Genomic DNA, 15938 nt, shown 5'->3' on the forward strand with positions numbered 1-15938 from the left:
CCGGTCGGTGGCCACCGACCGGCGCCCCCGGCCGGTTCAGTGCTGCGGCGCGTGGATGCCGCGCTCGGCCCAGGCGTGCAGCTCCTCGGTGTCGCCGCCGGCGTCCAGGTTGAGCGCGGCCTCGATCAGCGCCAGGTGGGTGAAGGCCTGCGGGTGGTTGCCCAACGCGGTGCCGTCGGCGGCCAGCTGCTCGGAGTACAACCCGAGCGGGCCGGCCAGCTCGGTGAGCCGGTCGAACAGCTGCTGCGCCTCGTCCCGCCGGCCGGCCACGGCCAGCGCGGAGACCAGCTCGAAGGAGCAGAGCAGGAACGCGCCCTCCTCGCCGGGCAGCCCGTCGTCGGCCCGGTAGCGGCGGATCAGGGCGGGGGCGATCGCCAGGTCCTGCCAGACGCGGTCGATGGTGGCCAGCACCCGCGGGTCGTCGGCCGGCAGGAACCCGACCAGCGGGATCCGCAGCAGCGACGCGTCCGGCTCGGTCGAGTCGTACCACATCACGAACCCGCCGCCCTGGTGGTCGTAGCCCCGGGCGAGCACCTCGGCGTGCAGCTCGTCGCGGGCCGCCCGCCAGCGGTCCACCGGCGCGTCGTCGTCGCCGAGCAGGCCGGCGAGCTGGATGCCCCGGTCCAGGCAGACCCAGGTCATCACCTTCGAGTTCACGTGGTGCCGGCGGGGGCCCCGGATCTCCCAGATGCCGTGGTCGGGCTCGTGCCACCGCTGCGCCATGGTGTCCACGTGCCGGCGCAGCAGGGTCCACTGCTGCCCGGTCAGCTCGCCGGTGAGCTGCTGGTAGGCCAGGGCGGCGTCCAGGATGTGACCGTAGGTGTCGAACTGGACCTGCCCGGCGGCCTCGTTGCCGATGCGGACCGGCCGGGAGCCGGCGTACCCGCCCAGGTGGTCCAGCTCCTGCTCCTCGTCGGTGCTGCCGTCGATGCCGATCAGCGGGGCGAGCATCCCCTGGCCGGAGCAGATGTCGAGCAGGAAGCGCAGGTACCGGCGGCCCTCCTCGGCGTGACCGAGGCGGAACAGGGCCAGCAGGAGCAGCGCCGAGTCGCGGTGCCAGGTGTAGCGGTAGTCCCAGTTGCGGACCCCGCCGATCTCCTCCGGCAGGCTGGTGGTGGGCGCGGCGATCAACGCGCCGGTCTCGTCGAACGACAGCCCGCGCAGCACCAGCGCGCTGTGCCGGACCGCCTCGGCGGCGAAACCTGTGTAGTCGCTGCGCGCCGACCAGTCCCGCCAGGTCCGGACGGTCTCGTCGAGCAGCCGGGCGGCGGTGTGCGCCCCGGCCGCGCCCGGATCGGCGTGCGCCTCGGCGGTGGCCGGCTCCGCTGTCGCGTCGGCCGCCGCCGGGGCCTCGCCGTAGCCGAGCAGTAACGTCACCGTCTGACCCTCGGCCAGGTCCGCGTCGGCCCGCAGCTGTCCGCCGTCGGCGGAGGGTGCCGGCGCTCCGTCGCCGGAGGACGGCAGGTCCGCGGTGAACCACAGCGGGGTGTCGGAGGCCCGCCACCGTCCGTCGGTGTGCCGCCACCGCACCGGGTGGGCGCCGTAGCCGTGCCGGGGCGTGAGGCGGATCGCCAGCCGCACCGGGCCACCCTCGGCGGTCACCTGCCGGACCAGGAGCTGGCCGGCCCGGATCGGCTGCTGCGGGTCGCCGGTGCTGACCGCCAGGAAGTCGCGGACCACCGCCGTGCCGTCGGTGCCGGCGAACCGGCTCTCCAGGACCAGGGTGTCCGGCAGGTACTGCCGTCGGGGCGGGCCCGCGCCCTCGACGGTGAGCGAGAAGAACCCGCCCACGTCCCGGTCGAGCAGTCGGGCGAAGACCGCGTCGCCGTCGAACCGGGGCGCACAGAACCACTCGACCGACCCGTCCGGCGCGACCAGCGCCGCCGTGTGGGTGTCCGACAGGAAGGCGTACCCGTCGATCGGTGGGAATCCCTGGTCAGCTCCGGAAACGGTCATATCCTGCTCCCCACACCCTCGACGCGCCACCGGTGCCCGGCGGACTGGACCAGCTACCTTTCCCGGGCGCTGGCCTGCGGAAACAGGCGCGGACGCCACCCACGACGCCTGTGGTCACCGACGGCGACGTCCGGTTGACGCACGGTCCGGGCGGGGTGATGTTCGCCGCCACGGCAGTCGATCATTGGTGGATGGTGGCGGGCGTTGGATAACTTCGAGCCGGCGAGGGGTGGGCGAGGGGTGGAGGCTGGATGACGGACGGCAACGCTGACTACCGGTACGTGAACACGACGGTACTGTCGGTGACAGCCCTGGAGGCGCCGGTCATCGTGCCCTCCGAGCACTTCGACGACGAGCTGGCCGACACCCTCCAGCGGCTGCGGCTGCGCCGGGGCATGATCCAGAACGTCGCCGGTGTCCAGGAGCGACGGTGGTGGCCGGAGGGCTTCAGCTTCGCCGACGCGGCGGCCGAGGCCGGGGCGAAGGCCCTGTCCGAGGCGGGTGTCGACCCGGGCGACGTCGGTCTGCTGATCAACACGTCGGTGTCCCGGGCCAACCTGGAGCCGTCCACCGCCGCCGGGATCCACCACAGCCTGAACCTTCCACCGGCGGCGCTGAACTTCGACATCGCCAACGCCTGTCTCGGTTTCGTCAACGGGATGCAGGTCGCCGCGAACATGATCGACGCCGGGCAGATCCGCTACGCGCTGGTCGTGGCGGGCGAGAGCGCCCGGCAGGCCCAGCAGGCCACGCTGGAGCGGCTACGCCGCCCGGAGGCCACCCGGGCCGACATCAAGGAGCAGTTCGCCACCCTCACCCTCGGCTCCGGCGCGGCGGCGATGGTGCTGGCCGCCGCCGACACCCACCCGCAGGGCCACCGTCTGGTCGGCGGGGTGGGCCGGGCCGCCACCCGCCACCACGAGCTGTGCGTCGGCGACAACACCAGGATGCGCACCGACGCCAAGGGCCTGCTCGACGCCGGCCTGGACCTGGCGGCGGCGACCTGGGCCCGCGCCGGCGACTGGGACTGGCAACACCTGGACCTGTACGCCATGCACCAGGTGTCGGTGGCGCACACCCGGGGCGTGGTGGACCGGCTCGGCCTCGACCCGGCGCGGGTGCCGTCGACCTTCCCGCGGCTGGGCAACATCGGGCCGGCCTCGCTGCCGATCACCCTGGCCCACCACGCCGACCGCCTCAACCCCGGCGACCGGGTGCTCTGCATGGGGGTCGGCTCCGGCCTGAACACCTGCGCCCTGGAGATCGTGTGGTGACCGGCGCACCCGAGACGCTGCCCCACGGGCTGCCCGGCCTCGACCCGGCCTGGTCCCGCCTCGTCACCGCCGCCGACAGCCAGGGCGTCCGCCGTACCTGGCACGTCCTGGACAGCGCCGCCGGGGCCGACCAGCGGCGGTACGCCGGCACCCTGCTCTGCGTGCACGGCAACCCCACCTGGGCGTACCTGTGGCGGCACCTGCTGGCCCGGTTCAGCAGCCCCGACGCCCCACCGTGGCGGGTGGTCGCTGTCGACCACCTCGACATGGGCTTCTCCGAGCGCACCGGCACGGTACGCGGGCTGGCCCAGCGCATCGCCGACCTCGGCACGGTCACCGACGCCCTCGGCCTGACCGGCCCGGTGGTCACCGTCGGGCACGACTGGGGCGGGGCCATCTCGCTGGGCTGGGCGCTGCGCCACCGCGACCAGTTGCGCGGCGTGGTGCTCACCAACACGGCCGTACACCAGCCCGACGGCTCGCCGGCGCCGGCGCTGATCCGGCTGGCCCGCTCACCCGGCGTGCTGCCGGCGGTGACCGTCCGCACTCCGACCTTCCTGCGGGCCACCCTGGCGCTGGCCAACCCCCGGCTGACCACGCCGGTACGCGAGGCGTACCTCGCGCCGTACCGCACGGCGCGGCGCCGCCAGGCCGTCGGCGACTTCGTGGCCGACATCCCGCTGAGCCCCGACCACCCGAGCTGGCCGGCCCTGCAGCAGGTCGCGCAGCGCCTCGGTGACCTGGCCGACGTGCCCACCCTGCTGCTGTGGGGCCCACGCGACCCGGTCTTCGGCGGGGTGCACCTGCGTGACCTGCGGGCCCGGCTGCCGCACGCCCGGCTGCACCGCTTCGAGGGCGCGGGGCACCTGCTCGCCGAGGACGCCGACGTGGCCGGCGCGGTCGCCGCCTGGCTGCCCGAGCTGGACCGACCACCCGCACCGACTGAGGCCGCGGGCCGATCCGGGTCGATCGAGGCTCTGGCCCGGCCCTCCGGGACGGCAGAGGCTCTGGCCCGGCCCTCCGGGACGGCTGAGGTCCCGGCGGCCGGGGCGGACCGGCGTCCGCTCTGGGCGGCGCTGGCCGACCGCGCCGACGACCGGTCGGTCGCCCTGGTCGAGCTGGCCCGGGGCGGTCGACGGGTCAGCTGGTCGCTGCTCTGGCGACGGGTCGGCCAGCTCGCCGCCGGCCTGGTCGCCTCCGGGGTGCGCCCCGGTGACCGGGTGGCCCTGCTGGTGCCTCCCGGCGCCGACCTGACCGCCGCCGTCTACGCCTGCCTGCGGATCGGCGCGGTGATCGTGGTGGCCGACCCGGGCCTGGGGTTGGCCGGCATGAACCGGGCGATCCGCAGCGCCGCCCCGGCGCACCTGATCGCCGTCGGTCCCGGCCTGGCCGTGGCCCGCGCGCTGCGCTGGCCGGTACGCCGCATCGGTGCCGGTCCCGGTGCCGCCGCGCTGGGCGCGACCACCCTGGGCCGGCTGGTCCGGCTCGGGGCCGCCCAGCCGGAGCTGCCCGCGGCTCCCGCGCCGGACGACGACGCGGCGGTGCTGTTCACCTCCGGCTCCACCGGCCCGGCCAAGGGCGCGGTCTACACCCACCGGCAGCTCGCCGCGATGCGCGACGCCCTGGGCGGGCTGGGTCTGCCCACCGACGGCGGGATCGTGGCGGCGTTCGCGCCGTTCGCCCTCTTCGGGCCGGCCCTTGGCCTCGCCTCGGCGATCCCGGACATGCGGGTGACCGCGCCCCGGACGCTGACCGCCGCCGCCCTGGCCGATGCCACGGCCGCGGTCGACGCCTCGGCGGTCTTCGCCTCACCGGCCGCGTTGCGCAACGTGGTCGACTCCGGCGGCACCCTCGACGACCGGCAGCGGGCCGCCCTGGAGGGGGTCACCACGCTGCTCAGCGCGGGCGCGCCGGTGCCCGCCGCGCTGCTGGAGCGGGCCCGGGAGCTGATGCCCAAGGCACAGCCGCACACGCCGTACGGGATGACCGAGGTGTTGCCGGTCACCGACGTCACCCTCGACGAGATCGTCGACGCCGGCCCCGGTGACGGTGTCTGCGTCGGCCGTCCGCTGCCGGGGGTGCGGGTGGCCGTCGCCGCCCTGGACGCCGACGGCATCCCCGCCGACGAGCCCGCCGAGGTCACCGGCGTGACCGGGGAGATCATGGTCCGGGCCGCGCACGTCAAGGACCGCTACGACGCGCTCTGGCTCACCGAACGCGACAGCTCCCGCAACCCGGGCTGGCACCGTACCGGCGATGTCGGCACGCTGGCCGCCGACGGCCGGCTGTGGGTGCAGGGCCGGCTCGCCCACGTGCTGGTCACCGCGGACGGGGTGCTCACCCCGGTCGGCATCGAGCAGCGCGTCGAGTCGGTGCCGCGGATCGCCCGCGCCGCCGTGGTCGGCGTCGGACCGCGCGGCCTGGCCCAGGTCGTGGTGGTCGCCGAGACCCACCCCGGGGTACGCCGTGCCGCGCTGGCCGACGCCGAGCTGACCGACGCGGTACGCGCCGTCGCCGGTCCACCGGTCGCGGCCGTGCTGGTGGTGCCGGCGCTGCCCACCGACATCCGGCACAACTCCAAGATCGATCGGGCCCGGCTGAGCCGGTGGGCCGCCCGGGTCCTCGCGGGCGGGCGGCTCGGCCGATGCTGAGGGTCCTGGTCACCGGGGCCAGCGGGATGCTCGGCGGTGCCGTGGCCACCACCCTGGCCGACCGGGGCGACCGGGTCCGGGTGCTGCAACGCCGCCCCAGCGCCCTGGCCGGCGTCGACGAGCACCGCGGCGACATCGGTGACCCGGCGGCCGTGCGGGCGGCCGTCGACGGCGTCGACGCGGTGGTCCACCTGGCCGCGAAGGTGTCGATGACCGGCCGCTGGCCGGACTTCCAACGCACCAACATCGACGGTACGGCCCACCTGCTCGACGCCGCCCGCGCCGCCGGCGTCACCCGGTTCGTGCAGGTCTCCTCGCCGTCGGTCGCCCACCACGGCACCGGTCTGGTCGGCGTCGGAGCCGACCCGGCCGACCCGGACCGGGCCCGGGGCGACTACGCCCGCAGCAAGGCCGCCGCCGAGCTGCTCGCCCTGGCCGCCGACGCTCCCGACTTCGCCGTGCTGGCGTTGCGCCCGCACCTGGTGTGGGGGCCGGGTGACACCCAGTTGGTCGCCCGGATCGTGCAGCGGGCCCGGGCCGGCCGGCTGGCCCTGGTCGGCGCGGGCACCGCCCTGATCGACACCACCTACGTCAGCAACGCCGCCGAGGCCATCGTGGCCGGGTTGGATCGGGCGGCCGAGCCCGACGTACACGGTCAGGCGTTCGTGGTGACCAACGGCGAGCCCCGCACGGTGGCCGAACTGGTCGGACGGATCTGCGCCGCCGCCGGGGCCCGGCCACCGCGGCTGCGGGTGCCGGTGGCGGCGGCGACGGCCGGCGGCACCGCCGTGCAGCGCCTCTGGCCGGCGCTGGGCCGCGCCGACGAGCCACCGATGACCCGGTTCCTGGCCGAGCAGCTCTCCACCGCGCACTGGTTCGACCAGCGTCGCACCCGCGCGGCGCTGCGCTGGTCACCACGGGTGAGCCTGGCCGAGGGCTTCACCCGGCTGGCCGCCGGCTACCGGTCCTCACCCGAGTGAGCCCTGGTCGCTTTCTGCCGGTGCGGTGACCGGGTCGGGGGCGTCGACCTGATCCGATGATCCGGACGTGATGCCGACGGCCCGGGCACTGGCCTCCCAGAGCCGGGCGGCCAGCGCCGGGTCGGTCGCCGTACGGTGGGCCCGGTGTGGCTGCCGGTTGTGGTGGTAGGCGCCGTTGGTCAGCCGGGCCGGGTCCTGGGTGGCCAGCCAGATCAGCGTCTCCGCGCCCTGCTCCGGGCTGCGCAGTGGCATCAGTCGGCTGTAGATCCCGTGCACCGGGCTGTCCGAGCCGAACCGCGTGCGCACCACCCCGGGGTGGAAGGAGTACGCCGGGACGTCCGGCCAGCGCCGGGCCGCCTCGGCGGCGAAGAGGATGTTGGCCTGCTTGCTGGTGGCGTACGCGCGCATGGAGCGGTACCTGTTCAGCGCGGCGTTGAGGTCGTCCGGGTTCAGGTCGCCACGGTGTACCCGGGAGGCGGTGACCACCATCCGTCCGATCCGGTCGGCCAGCAGGTTGCTGAGCAGGAACGGGGCCAGGTGGTTGGCCTGGATGGTGAGCTCGAAGCCGTCGACGGTGCGCACCGGCCGCAGCGCGATGGCCCCGGCGTTGTTGGCCAGTACGTCGATCCGCTCGTACGCTGCCCGCAGTCGCTCGGCGAGGCCGCGTACGTCGTCGAGGACGGCGAAGTCGGCCTGGAACAGCTCCGGTCGCTCGCCCGCGGCCTCGTGGACCTCTTCTCCGGCGGACCGCAGCCGGTCCGGGTCCCGCCCGACCAACGCCAGCCGGTCACCGCGCCGGGCCAGGGCGACGGCGGCTGCCAGGCCGATACCGGAGCTGGCCCCGGTCACGACCACCATCCGGCGGGTGGATCGGTCCTCTGCTGATTCGTTCGCTTCAGTCACGCCGTGACCCTAGTGCGGCGCCGGTACCTTATTTGATGATCGTTACTGAGCTGTGAGCCAAGATCCTTTCGGGTGGTTCGCCCGGCACGCTGCGTGTCAGCCCCTTTCGTCCATGGTGCAGGCCGGGCTGCCGGACCATCGCGCCGTCAGGTCGTCCGCTTCAACGTCGGCGCGGTGTCGGCGAGGAAAGCCTGCAGGCTCCGCGCCGGTCGTCCGGTGACGCGCTGCACGGTGTCGGTCACGACCGAGAAGCTGCCGGCGTGCACCCGCTCGAAGGTCAGCGCGAAGAGGAACCGGTCGAAGCCCGAACTTCCCTCGACCGCCTCGTCGATGGTCAGGTCCCGGTGGGCCACGGGGTGCCCGGCCGCGGCGGAGATCAGCTCCGCGGTGCGCGGCAACGTGAGGGCCTCCGGACCGGTGAGTTCGTACACCTGGCCGGCGTGCCCGTCGGCGAGCAGCGCCCGCTCGGCCACGGCCGCGATGTCCCGGGCGTCGATCCAGGCAAGCTGGGCGTCAGCGCCGGGAAACGGCAGCTGGCCGGTGTCGGCGATCTGGTCGCGGTAGAAACGCGGGTCGGTGAGGACCTGCATGAACCAGCTCGGCCGCAGCATCGTCCAGGTGCGCCCGCTGTCGCGGACCGCGCGTTCCACCCGGGGCGCCCAGCCGTCGGCCCCCGTGTAGTCCGCGTCCTGCTCGGACAGCAGCACGATCCGGGTCCCGGGGGAGGTCTCGGCCAGCAGCGCGCCGACCAGTTCCGGCGCGTCGGCGCGGTCCGGCCGGACGACGTACACGGCGTCGACTCCGGCGGTCGCCGCGGCCCACCCGGCCGGGTCGTCCCAGGAGAAGGCGGTCGGTCGGACGCCGTCGATGTCCACCGACGACGGGTCGCTGCTACCGCCGCGCACCTCCACACCCGGGTGGGCCAGCAGCAGCTCCGCCAGTGGTACGCCGGTCTTGCCGCGGACTCCGCTCACCAGGACCCGGGTCGGGCCGGCTTCGGTTGAGGTCGAGGGCACGTCGAACCACTCCCTTTTAGTTGAGTGACTAAAGCTTCCTCCCCACCCAAGCATCGATGCATGATGCAGTCAAGTATTCTTCGGTCATGGCCGAGCTGCGCGAGACCCTCGATCAGCAGCTGTGGGACTTCGTGGCCGCCTACGACGCCGCGTACGCCCGCGCGGCCCAGACGGTCGGGCTGAGCGCCGCCCAGGCCTGCCTGCTCGACCACCTGACCGACGGCAGTTGCGCCATGGGGGAGCTCGCCGCCGAGCTGCTCTGCGACGCCTCCAACGTCACCCAGCTCGCCGCCCGGCTCCAGGCCCGCGGCCTGGTGGACCGGGTGCCGGACCCGGCCGACCGGCGGATCAAGCGGGTGTCGATCACCCCGGCGGGGCGGGACGTGCAACGCGCCGTCCGGCGGGCCTTCGCCTTCCCGGCCGACCGGCTCGGGCTGCTCACCGAGCGGGAGCAACGCCAGCTCTCCGAGCTGCTGGCCAAGACGATGGCCCCGGACGCGCCCGCGCCGCCCGCCCACCGGTAGGCGCACCCGGCTCCACGAGCCCGAGGTCGTCCGGCGCCGGATCGCCCAGGCCGACAGCACGAAGAGTCGATAGTCGAGCGGTGCTTGCCCCGGTTCACGAGTCGCTCGGGGGTGGTGACGTCGGGGTGAGGAGTCCGGTGCCGGACCAGTCGATGTACTCGTCGGAGATGGCCTTGTCGGGCTCGCCGTCCTCATCCAGCGTGGTGTAGGCGGCGTAGAAGCGGCCGAAGCCGTATCCGCCGTTGGCGAGGGTGGCCAATGCCCACGGCCGCAGGGCGGCGGGCAGCTTCTCCGGGTACCGCCGGTCCACCGTCACCTGCACGACGCCGAGCAGGTCGTACGCCTGGTCGAAGGTGCCGGCGTCCAGCACCCGGCACAACGAGAACGCGTGCGGAACCTTCTCCTGCTGGTACACCCACCGACCAACGGTCTCCATGACTGCCTCCAATGCGTGACGGTGCCTGTCCGGGATCAGCATCAACCAACAAGATGGTTATATCAACCCTATGGCGTGTCGTGTAATTTCGGCGTAGCGTCTGCGGGCAGTCGCCAGTCAACAACGAAGGAGCCATGATGGGTGCCAAGTCGGCAAGCACGCCTCGGGTGTCGCAGACATCGTTGACCTCGCCCACCGTGCACGCCTGGGAGCTGGGCATCCGGCTCCGGGAACGCCGGGAGGAGCTGGGCATGACCGCCGTCGCCGCCGGCCGGGCGAGCCGGATCACCCAGGCGTACGTCTCCGGCGTCGAGGCCGGTCGGGTCAAGCTGCCGGCGGACCGGCTCGCCCAGCTCATCAAGATCTACGAGATCGATCCGGCCGACGCCACCGAGCTGGAGGAGCTACGGGTCGCCGCGATGCAGCGCGCCTGGTGGCACCAGTACTCCCAGCTCTTCCCCGCCGAGTTCCTCCGCTTCCTCGGCTACGAGGCCGGCGCGGAACACATCCGCAGCTACCACAGCGAGCTGGTGGACGGGCTGTTGCAGACCGAGGAGTACGCCCGCGCGATCATCCGGGGCGGTAACACCTACGTCCGACTGACCGAGATGGAACGGCGGATCAGTGCCCGGATGGCTCGCCAGCAGCGGTTGAACGGCGATCACCCGCTCCGGGTCACCGCCGTCATCGGCGAAGGCGCACTGCGCCAGCAGGTCGGTGGTCCGACGGTGATGCGAGCCCAGCTCGACCACCTGGCCGCCTTGATGATCGAGCGCCCCGATCAGTTCGAGTTCCGGGTCATGCCGTTCACCGCCGGGGCGCACCCGGCGCTGGGTGGGCCGTTCCAGATTCTGTCGTTCCCGTCGCCCCGGCTGCCCGAGCTGGTCTGGCAGGAGGTGCTGACCTCCAGCGACATCATCGACCAGTCCAGCCGGGTCGCCGACTACGTCGTCACCTTCGCCGAGGCTCAGGAGCGGGCGCTAGACTCGACGGAGTCGCTGGCCATGATCCAACGGATCGCCAAGGAGATGACGTGAGCACCCCTTCCCGTGACTGGTTCAAGTCCTCCCGTAGCGCCAACAACGCCGCCTGCGTCGAGGTCCGTTTCGACGGCGATGTGGTGGGCGTACGCGACTCGAAGGACCGTGGCGGTCCGACGCTCGCCTTCGGCGACGGCGCCTGGGGCAGCTTCCTGCGCGCGCTGAAGACCGACACGGTCTGACGGAGTCCACGGCAGAACGTAGGAGGGCCTGGCGGTAAGCCGGGCTCTCCGCGTTACTCCGCTATCCACAACTGTCATCCGGGCGGGCTGGCCAGCTCGGGTGTGCCAGCCAGCCAGCCAGCCAGCCGGTCGGTGGACTCCGGACCGGCTGCGGGTCTGTCGGGGCCTACCGGTCGGCGTTGAGCGCGATGTCGCGGCAGGCGGTGGCGACGAGCAGGCCCAGGCCGACGGCGAGCAGCGGCAGGCCCAGCCCGAACGGCATATCCGCCACCGCGTTCGACGAACTGCGCTCCCCGATGGCCCCGAAGCTCGCCGCCACCACGGCCAGACTGAACACCAGGGTGCCGACGGCAGCGGTAAGCGCGGTCATCGCCGCCCCGAGGATGGTCCGGGCCCAGAAGCTGGCCACGATCGCGGCCAGGATGAAGACGAAGGTCCAGAGGGTCCAGCCGCCGCCGCTGCTCAGGCTGGCGTAGTTCCAGCCCGAGTACGACCACTGGTACCGCGGAGACTGCTTGAACCAGGGGATCAGGTAGCCGAAGAGGGTGAGCAGTGCCCCGGTGAGCATGCTGCCGTCGAAGCCCGGCAGCCGCCGGTCCGGATCCACGTACCTGTCCTGTCCCACAGCCGGCATGCTAACCACCCCTCGCACCCTCTACGGCGAGGCTCCGGACCCCAAAGATCAAGGAAGACTTCGGCCCAGGGGCACATTCCTTCCAAGATCTTCGACGCCCCCAAGCCCCCCAAGCGCAAAAAGGGCAAGTAGGTGCAAGAAGGCCCCGCCCCCCAGCCCGGCCCCACCAACCCCCGCCCCCCGCCCCCGCCGAGGCGGGCCCCCAAGTGAATCTTGGACACTTACCGTCCAAATAGAACGGTAAGTGTCCAAGATCTACACCTCGCCCCGGTACGGAGAGAGCGAGGCGCTTCGGCGACGGAACGGGCGGGAGCCGGGGCCCAACGGCAGCCGGGCCCAACGATGGCCGGCCCAACGATGGCCGGGCCCAACGGCAGCCGGGCCGAACCGAACAGCCGGGCCGAACCGAACAGCCGGGCCGAACCGAACAGCCGGGCCGAACCGAACAGCCGGGCCGAATCGAACAGCCGGGCGGGTTCCGGCAGGCTGCCGGAACCCGCCCGGTCGAGGTCAGCCCACCACGGAACGCAGCGGGATGCCGTCGGACTTCAGGGTGCGGACCAGGTCGCCGAGGAACGGGTGTTCGTCGGAGTGCAGGCCCTGCGGGTTCGGGATGGTCAGGTACGCCGACCCGTTGGCCTGCGCCACCGTGGCGGTGTCGGTGAACCGTTGCACCACCGCGGTGGTACGCCCGAGGTCGCCGGCGGCCACCTCGATGGTGATCGGCCGCCAGCCGCCGCCCTGGTCGTCGGCGACCGGTGCGGCCGCCGCGGCGGCGCGGGCCGGGTCGACGGCGGGGGTGGTCGGGGCGGTACGGGCGGCCGGGGCGCTGCCGTTCGGGGTGAGCAGCGCGTTGGCCACCAGGTGCAGGCCGTTCTCGTTGTACGCCCGGAACAGCGGGTTGAACGCGAACAGCACCGCCCGGCCGGCGCCGGTCGGCTCGTCCACAAGCGCCACGGTGCCCTTGAGCGCGTCGGCGTTGACGGTGTACCCGTTGGCCCAGAAGGTGCCGCCGCTCGGGTAGGTGAGCACGTTGGTGCCGGTGGTGCTCGGGTTGAGGATCGAGTCGTTGTTGTTGAACTCGAAGTCCTCGGCCGGGCGGCCCAGCGAGACCGGGCTGTCGGCGACGTCCACCCGCAGGTGCGAGCCGATCACCGTGTAGCCGGTCGGTTTCGGCTTCTCGGTGGTGGAGGTCAACCCGGCCGCCCGCGCCATCCGGGTGCCCTGGTTGCGCAGCCCGAGGTACGTCTTGCCGGAGGCCACCCAGGCCCGCAGGTTGGCCTGGCCGGTGGCGGTCAGCCCGCCGGTGGCGTTGCTGCCGTCCGGCACGACCAGCACCGTACGCTCGGTGAAGGTGGTGGTGTTGTCGTTGATGTCGGCGGCGGTGACCGGCGTCAGGTCCAGCCCCCACCGCTTGCCGAGCACGTAGCGGGCCTCGCCGTGTGAGCCGGAGGTCAGCGAGATGCCGGTGCCCTGGAAGAGCCCGACGTCGGGCAGGCTGATCGGGGTGCCGACCGCGCCGGTGGTGTACGGGGTCAGGGTCACCCCGAACAGCTTGGCCGACTTGTTCAGCTCCGGGGTGAGCACGCCGGCCGGGAAGCTGGCGGTGCCGGTCTCCAGGTCACGGTAGACCTCGATGCCCTGGCCGAGCAGCGAGAAGGTGAACTCGGCCGCGGCGGCGGAGTCCAGCTCGAAGGTGTAGGAGCCCTTCAGCGGTGGCGCGGCGGTGGTCTTGCCGCCACCGGTGTTGACGATCTTGTCGATCAGGTCGGCGTTGGGCCGGACGTCCGCGCCGGTGTAGACGGCGTTGACGCCCATCAGCAGCGGGTTGCTCCAGGACGACACGTCGTAGAAGTACGGGAACGGCACGTACGGGTCCTCGCCCATGACGGCCTGGATCCAGTGCTTCTGCGGCTGGTTCATCGGGATCCAGTAGGAGCCCTCCGGCACGGTCAGGTTGGTCGCGCTGCGCCCGCCGAAGATCCGGGCGGTGGGCAGCCGCAGCGACTTCTTGACCTGGTACACCTCGACGTCCATCCGGCGCAGCCGCTCCACCAGCTGTCGCACGTCGGCCAGCTGCCGGTCGGGCAGCAGGAAGTACGACCGGACCTGCTCGGCCGGCACCGGGAACTGCACGGAGTTGCCCGGCTGGAGCACCTCGTTGGGCTCCAGGGTGCCCGCCCGGCCCTGGGCGATGGCGTCCTTCCACTGCTGGAAGTAGCTGGTCAGCACCTCCTGCCGGTTGGCGGCGGCCCAGCCCAGCGTCGACCACATGACGTTGAACTGCTGCTGCACCCGGTCCGGCACCGCCGAGGCGCTGCCCTTCTCCAGGGTCATCCCGGCCGCGCCGAAGCCGGCCGCCGGCACGGTGTCGCCGTACCCCATGAAGAACAGGTCGTACGTGGAGTAGTTGAAGTAGCACTCGGTGGTGACGGCCCCGCCGCAGGCGCCGTTGTGCCCGAAGCCGGTCTTGTTGGCGTCACCGATCCGGTTGATCCAGTCGACCACCTGGGGGGAGATCTCGTGGTGGATCGGGTCGGCGTTCGGCGGGAAGAAGTACTGCCGGCCGCCCATCTCGTGGGCGTCGATGAAGACCTGCGGCGGGTACTTCCGCATCAGCTCCAGCTTGCCGTCGGTCTCCTGCTGGGTCCGGGCGAACCAGTCCCGGTTCATGTCGAAGCCGTACTCGTTCTGCCGGCGGCTGGCGTCGTGGCCGTCCGGGTTCTGCGTCGGCACGACGATGGTGATCAGGTTCTCGTTGCGCTCGGCGACGTCGCAGGAGAGCCCGGCGGCCAGCTCGTACAGGGTCTTCAGGGCGGCGTCGGTGCCGCTCTTCTCCCCACCGTGGACGTTGGCGGTCACCCAGACGATCGCCGGTCCGCTGGTGGTGATCTCCTTGGCCCGCTGCGCGGTCATCGTCCGGGGGTCGCGCAGCGCCTTGATGTCCTCGGTGAGCTTGCGCAGGTTGGCCGGGCGGATGTTGGTCTCGTCGGAGACGATCGCGTACGGCAGCGACTGGCCGCGCACGCTGGTGGCCATGACGCCGGTGCGGACCCGCTTGGAGGCCCCGGCGACCGCGGCGAGGTAGTTGCCGGCCTCCTCGCCTGTGACGACCCGCTGCTGGCCGACGCCGAGCGGGAAGCCGAGGAACGACTCCGGGCTCGGCACGGAGGCCAGTCGCGCGGACGGGTCGGTGACACAACTCGACGGGTCGGTCGTGGCGTTCGCCGGGCCGCTCGCCAGCACGGGCGCTGTGCCCGCCAGCAGGATGACCGCGGCGGCGCCCGCCAACCGTCGCGCGGCGGTCCCGCGCGACGGTGACATGGTTGGTCGCATCTGATTCCCTTCCGGGATATTGATCAAGACGCCCAGAGGGTATGAGCTGCGGTTTCACAAGGGAAGAGACGTCCGGTACTTCTGCGCCGTCCAGCCGGGGCCCTCGACCGCAGGTGACCCGTACCGAGCCCGACCGGGCGGTCCGACCTGGCCGGACGGCTCTGGTGCGGCGCGGGGTTCAGTCGACGGCCGGCGACGGGCCCGCCTGACGCGCGGCGGCCAGCTCGGCCCGGCGGACCACCGCGACCAGGCCGGTGCCGGTGGCCAGCAGCAGGCCCGCGACCAGCAACGCCACCGCGCCGTTGACGTGCAGGGTCAGCAGCGCGGCGACCAGCGCGCCGAGGCCCATGGTGACGATCGCGGCGAATCGCCGGGCCCAGGACAGGCCGGTCCCACCGGCGGCGCGGCTGTCGGTGGAGAGGTTCACCATCGTCATCGTGACCACCACCGTGGAGAGGTCCCGGATGCCGATGTGCTTGACCGCGGCGGCCTGGGCGCCGAGCAGCAGGGCCAGCAACCCGGTGGTGACCAGCAGGACCGGCGTGTCCAGGGTGCCCACGGCCAGCCAGAGTCCGGCCAGCACGAGGGTCACCACGGCCCCGGCGACCAGGACGGCCAGACCGGAGCGGGGCAGCTTCGCCGGCCCCGGCGCACCCCGGGTCAGTCGGGCGGCCAGCACCGCACCGAGCATGAAGGCCAGCAGCGCGACCAGGTTGTTGAGCACCGGCAGGCCGGACACCCCGGCCAGGCCGAACCCGATGAACAGCACGTTGCCGGTCATGTTGCCGGTGAAGACCCGGTCCAGGGCGAGGTAGCTGACGCCGTCGATCGCGCCGGTGGCCATGGTCAACACCAGCAGCGGTACGTCGTAGGTCCTGACCATGAGCCTTCCGAAGATCAGCGGTACCGGCCGCGCCCGGCGGCCCGTCCTCCGACGGCCCCTCGGAGAAGGCCCGTGAGCAGGCAGATCGTAACGCGCCGGGGCCCGGCCTCCACGGGGGAGGCC

At 72.9% G+C, this 15938-nt stretch carries 13 protein-coding genes; 6 read left to right on the forward strand and 7 right to left on the reverse strand.

Annotated elements, in window-relative coordinates; translation table 11 throughout:
- Window positions 1-36 precede the first annotated feature (36 nt).
- Window positions 37-1956: a glycoside hydrolase family 15 protein gene (locus tag ACN28G_RS10150; protein ID WP_421478966.1), complete on the reverse strand. Its 1920-nt coding sequence runs from the start codon at window positions 1954-1956 to the stop codon at window positions 37-39.
- Between the two features lie 251 nt (window positions 1957-2207).
- Between ACN28G_RS10150 and ACN28G_RS10155 the strand changes: the two genes are divergently transcribed.
- From ACN28G_RS10155 to ACN28G_RS10165, 3 genes are read left to right on the forward strand one after another with little or no spacing between them, the layout of a single operon-like run.
- On the forward strand, window positions 2208-3230 hold the full coding sequence (locus ACN28G_RS10155) for a 3-oxoacyl-ACP synthase III (protein ID WP_091437805.1): 1023 nt from the start codon (window positions 2208-2210) through the stop codon (window positions 3228-3230).
- On the forward strand, window positions 3227-5881 hold the full coding sequence (locus ACN28G_RS10160; protein WP_421478967.1) for an alpha/beta fold hydrolase: 2655 nt from the start codon (window positions 3227-3229) through the stop codon (window positions 5879-5881). Before ACN28G_RS10155 ends, ACN28G_RS10160 begins: the two co-directional genes overlap by 4 nt.
- Window positions 5875-6861, forward strand: a complete 987-nt coding sequence (locus ACN28G_RS10165) for an NAD-dependent epimerase/dehydratase family protein (RefSeq protein ID WP_421478968.1) — start codon at window positions 5875-5877, stop codon at window positions 6859-6861. The genes ACN28G_RS10160 and ACN28G_RS10165 overlap by 7 nt, the downstream gene beginning before the upstream one ends.
- Here ACN28G_RS10165 and ACN28G_RS10170 read toward each other — a convergent pair.
- Entirely contained in the window at window positions 6850-7719 is an 870-nt protein-coding gene (locus ACN28G_RS10170; RefSeq protein WP_421480888.1) for an SDR family NAD(P)-dependent oxidoreductase, read from the reverse strand. The genes ACN28G_RS10165 and ACN28G_RS10170 overlap by 12 nt on opposite strands.
- A gap of 191 nt (window positions 7720-7910) precedes the next feature.
- Window positions 7911-8780, reverse strand: a complete 870-nt coding sequence (locus tag ACN28G_RS10175) for an NAD(P)H-binding protein (protein ID WP_421478969.1) — start codon at window positions 8778-8780, stop codon at window positions 7911-7913.
- 86 nt (window positions 8781-8866) lie between these two features.
- On the opposite strand from ACN28G_RS10175, the gene ACN28G_RS10180 reads away from it, so the two are divergent.
- Complete coding sequence (locus tag ACN28G_RS10180) at window positions 8867-9304, forward strand: MarR family winged helix-turn-helix transcriptional regulator (protein WP_421478970.1); 438 nt, start codon at window positions 8867-8869, stop codon at window positions 9302-9304.
- Window positions 9305-9398: 94 nt separating this feature from the next.
- On the opposite strand, the gene ACN28G_RS10185 is transcribed toward ACN28G_RS10180, so the two are convergent.
- A complete protein-coding gene (locus ACN28G_RS10185) occupies window positions 9399-9740 on the reverse strand; it encodes a hypothetical protein (protein ID WP_091437817.1) in 342 nt (113 codons plus the stop codon).
- Window positions 9741-9907: 167 nt separating this feature from the next.
- On the opposite strand from ACN28G_RS10185, the gene ACN28G_RS10190 reads away from it, so the two are divergent.
- Both ACN28G_RS10190 and ACN28G_RS10195 read left to right on the forward strand, forming a co-directional pair.
- A complete protein-coding gene (locus ACN28G_RS10190) occupies window positions 9908-10777 on the forward strand; it encodes a helix-turn-helix domain-containing protein (protein ID WP_217628815.1) in 870 nt (289 codons plus the stop codon).
- Window positions 10774-10962, forward strand: a complete 189-nt coding sequence (locus ACN28G_RS10195) for a DUF397 domain-containing protein (RefSeq protein ID WP_091437820.1) — start codon at window positions 10774-10776, stop codon at window positions 10960-10962. Before ACN28G_RS10190 ends, ACN28G_RS10195 begins: the two co-directional genes overlap by 4 nt.
- Before the next feature lie 166 nt (window positions 10963-11128).
- Here the strand turns inward: ACN28G_RS10195 and ACN28G_RS10200 are convergent, their stop codons facing one another.
- From ACN28G_RS10200 to ACN28G_RS10210, 3 genes are all read right to left on the reverse strand, one after another.
- Complete coding sequence (locus ACN28G_RS10200; protein WP_139135672.1) at window positions 11129-11596, reverse strand: hypothetical protein; 468 nt, start codon at window positions 11594-11596, stop codon at window positions 11129-11131.
- Between the two features lie 510 nt (window positions 11597-12106).
- Window positions 12107-14932: a M14 family zinc carboxypeptidase gene (locus tag ACN28G_RS10205; protein WP_421478971.1), complete on the reverse strand. Its 2826-nt coding sequence runs from the start codon at window positions 14930-14932 to the stop codon at window positions 12107-12109.
- A gap of 178 nt (window positions 14933-15110) precedes the next feature.
- Entirely contained in the window at window positions 15111-15815 is a 705-nt protein-coding gene (locus tag ACN28G_RS10210) for a YoaK family protein (RefSeq protein ID WP_421478972.1), read from the reverse strand.
- Window positions 15816-15938: the final 123 nt, after the last annotated feature.

It is taken from the genome of Micromonospora sp. WMMA1923, assembly GCF_049179195.1.
GTDB lineage: Bacteria > Actinomycetota > Actinomycetes > Mycobacteriales > Micromonosporaceae > Micromonospora > Micromonospora yangpuensis.